The 3163-nt window shown below is 33.8% G+C and carries 5 protein-coding genes; 2 read left to right on the top strand and 3 right to left on the bottom strand.

Annotation, left to right across the window (positions count from 1 at the left end; genetic code table 11):
• Window positions 1-761, top strand: a 761-nt coding sequence (rlmN, locus tag ABX784_RS16490) for a 23S rRNA (adenine(2503)-C(2))-methyltransferase RlmN (RefSeq protein WP_372656158.1), incomplete at its 5' end; no start/stop codon positions are given.
• On the opposite strand, the gene ABX784_RS16485 is transcribed toward rlmN, so the two are convergent.
• Window positions 758-1459, bottom strand: coding sequence for a hypothetical protein (locus ABX784_RS16485; protein ID WP_372656157.1), 702 nt, complete (start codon window positions 1457-1459; stop codon window positions 758-760). The genes rlmN and ABX784_RS16485 overlap by 4 nt on opposite strands.
• Before the next feature lie 46 nt (window positions 1460-1505).
• Window positions 1506-1712 carry a hypothetical protein gene (locus ABX784_RS16480; protein WP_372656156.1) on the bottom strand — a complete coding sequence of 69 codons (207 nt, stop codon included), beginning with the start codon at window positions 1710-1712 and terminating at the stop codon, window positions 1506-1508.
• A gap of 96 nt (window positions 1713-1808) precedes the next feature.
• On the opposite strand from ABX784_RS16480, the gene ABX784_RS16475 reads away from it, so the two are divergent.
• Entirely contained in the window at window positions 1809-2405 is a 597-nt protein-coding gene (locus tag ABX784_RS16475; protein ID WP_372656155.1) for an AhpC/TSA family protein, read from the top strand.
• On the opposite strand, the gene ABX784_RS16470 is transcribed toward ABX784_RS16475, so the two are convergent.
• The coding region (locus ABX784_RS16470; protein ID WP_372656154.1) for a hypothetical protein at window positions 2402-3163 on the bottom strand (762 nt) is incomplete at its 5' end. The two genes, ABX784_RS16475 and ABX784_RS16470, sit on opposite strands and share 4 nt — an antisense overlap.

Below are 3163 nucleotides of genomic sequence, written 5' to 3'. Positions count from 1 at the left end.
TTCTAATACCTTTTAATAATAAATATTCAATTTGTCTTTCATCTCAAGTCGGGTGTGCAATGAAATGCTCATTTTGTTTTACAGGAACACAAGGACTAAAGAGAAATCTCTCTACCAGTGAGATCGTAGGTCAATTTCTTCTCGCCTGGAAATGGTTGGCAGAGAATAGAGGAGAAGAGAAGAGGATCCTAAACATTGTTTTTATGGGACAAGGTGAGCCTCTACATAACTTTGATGCAGTTAAGTCTGCATGTGATATTTTTCTTTCAAAGAATGGAACCTCTGTTGGTAATCAAAAGATTACTATTTCTACCTCGGGATACCTTCCTGGCCTAAAGAGATGGAAGGATGAGATTCCAGGCGTAAACTTAGCACTCTCTTTGCATTCTCCTTTTGCTGAAAAGAGAAATGAACTTATACCAATTAATAAGAAATTTAAGTTAGAAGAGGTTCTCTCTTATATTGATGATATTCCCCTTAGTAAAAAACAATTTATTACTTACGAATACCTGTTGATTAAAGACTTTAATGACTCAGAAGTTGATGCTAGGAAAACAGGAGAGTTACTAAAGGGGAAAGAAGCCTATATAAATCTAATTCCTTTTAACCCATTTCCTGGTACAGAGTACCAAAGACCAACAGATCTTGTGGTTAATAATTTCAAAGATATTTTGAGTGAATATAAAATTCCTACCCTGATAAGAATGACTAAAGGGGATGATGTTCTGGCCGCCTGTGGACAACTAAACTCCAAGGATTAGAAAAATAGTTTAGTTCCAAGGATTGTTCCTTCATCAGTTCTTGGACTTAACCCAGCACCTTTAAAAGAATTTCTCTCTTTAAAGTTATTTAAGTAAAGCCTGATAAACGATAATTCTAAGAATACTCCGTACTCAACTCGTTCACCCTCAACAGTAGAAAGACCATCTGAAGACTTGGCTTCTTTTAGTTTTGTGTAATTTAGCTCAGTACCGAGAAAGCTAGCAATGTATAATGTTAATGATCCACCATATAGGTCCTGAGAGTAGGTTGAGTCCTTTCTTTTACCGTAGAATCCTCTGATATGGGTAGACTGCACAGAAGAGCCTAGAAGTAGTAAATTGAGCTTATACTCACTTTTATTTTCTAGTGCACTGAAGTTATTCCTTGAGTACTCTAAACCTAGAAACTTAAGATAGAGTGATGCTCCAAATCTCTCTAATTCATTTTCTTGATACTCATCTAAGTCTCCGGCTGCATAGTCGAAAATATACTCAAACCATGTCGTTGAACTATTGAGTGCAAGCCATTGGTCCATTAGAGCAATTCTTTTCTTAGTTACAAGCCAGTCTGCTAGAGACCACCGAGAAGACTTCTTCTCTTCCTGCTTTTTTACAATGACGGTGTAGACTCCCTCTGCAAGAGCAAAGGACTGAAGGGAAATAAGAAAAAGTAGTACAGTGGATAATAGTTTAATCATTAGATAATTCTATCTAATTTATTGACCAACGCATAGTGAGCAAGATTTATATAATGTTGAGCTTATTATTGAAGCTATAGAAGTTATTAGTATCTTTGGCCTTAATGCCATTGTTCTTAATATACTCAGTTTGCTTATTAATAAGTTTTACTTCGCTCGATAACTGCCAGATTTTCTTTGTTTCTGAAGTGGGAGAAGACGTATTCTTTAAGTAATTTGGTCTGGGGGCAGGCCCAGTTAAGTAAGTTTTCATAACTTCTTATCGGTGGTAAATAATTAATCTTGAGCAAAAAAGTCGGAAAAGTGTTAATGAAATTGTTTTATTTTAAATTTCACTTAGAATGTATATATGGAAAATGACAAAGCAAATGAATACCAACAAATAAAAGAAGACCTTATTAGACAGCAGAGAGTAGATGTCTTGGCGCTTAAGAGGTTGAAAGTTCTTTCAGAAAATGGAACAGAAGTTTTATTCAGTACTTTTTGGAACAATACAACTGTTATAATTATTTTCCTTAGACACTTTAATTGTATTAGCTGTAGGGCCCATGCTGATCAAATTTGGAGTCTCCACAAGGAGATGAATAAAATTAAAACTAAGATTATTTTTGTTGGAAATGGTAGCTCTCAAGTCATAAAAATGTTTAAAGAAGATCTAAATATTAAAGATGCTGAAGTTTATACAGATCCATCTCTAGAAGTTTTCAAGGCATGTGGAATGGATAGAAGCTTCACTAATTATGTAAGCTTTAAGTCTTTAGTAGAATTGAGAAAATTGAGAAAGCAAGGGTACACTGGTGGAGACTATAGTGAGGGCGCCGGAGACACATTTCAAAATGGTGGAGTAGTTGGGTTTAAAGATCCTGGGAAAGTTATTTATCACTTCACATCTAAATATTTAGGAGACTTTGATAATCCAGATGAATGGCCTAAGAATAATGATTAGATATCTAGTGTCGTAATTATTTTATCTTTTGAGAAAATATCAATAATATGAATTTTTATTTTATTGTTAAAAACTTCAAGAAGGATGGAGTTATATACTCCAAGGTTAGTGGGAGAAAAGAAATCACTATCGTCAGCAATACTCCCAAGTAAACTACCTCTTTCAAATTCCTCTCTTCCAATCTGTACTGCTAGCTTGTCTTCGGTTTCAATAAAGCTTTCTAGATTACTTTGTCCTCTTTCTCTGATTTTATCTAATTCGAATTTGTTTCGAAACTCTTTTAGTTCAGGATCTCTTGCAAGAATTTGCCATTCCATTAGACTATCTTTATTTCTCTTATTGGCATTGGAATGAAAATGAATATCAATATCCGAGATCGATAGGTTTGCCTTTCCATTTGGTAAGCTTCCATAAATATAAAGAGACTCATTTGATTTTAAAGTCGTTTGTACTAGGTTTTCTTGAATTGTTTTTGCAAGATCTAATACAGTTTGAAAGTTGTATGTAACCTTTGGGTTCACTTGTTTAAATAGTGAATTTATTTTTGAGACATAGTTAGCATTTGAAATAGAGTTTTTTAAATCTCTATAATCTTTCTGTAGAAATGCTCTCGTAAGAAATTCCATATTTCTTCTCATGTCTTTATTCTTAAGTTCTTCGAAATAGTGATACTTTTTTAATATATATGCTTGAGCTTTCTCTTTAATGTTATCTGGCAAGCTATCTACTATATTCGCTGTTTCGATCGAGAATATATC

The sequence above is a fragment of the Halobacteriovorax sp. genome (genome assembly GCF_041587335.1).
Classification (GTDB): domain Bacteria; phylum Bdellovibrionota; class Bacteriovoracia; order Bacteriovoracales; family Bacteriovoracaceae; genus Halobacteriovorax.
The sequence above is the reverse complement of the archived record's forward strand: the minus strand, read 5'-3'. Positions and strand labels throughout refer to the sequence as shown.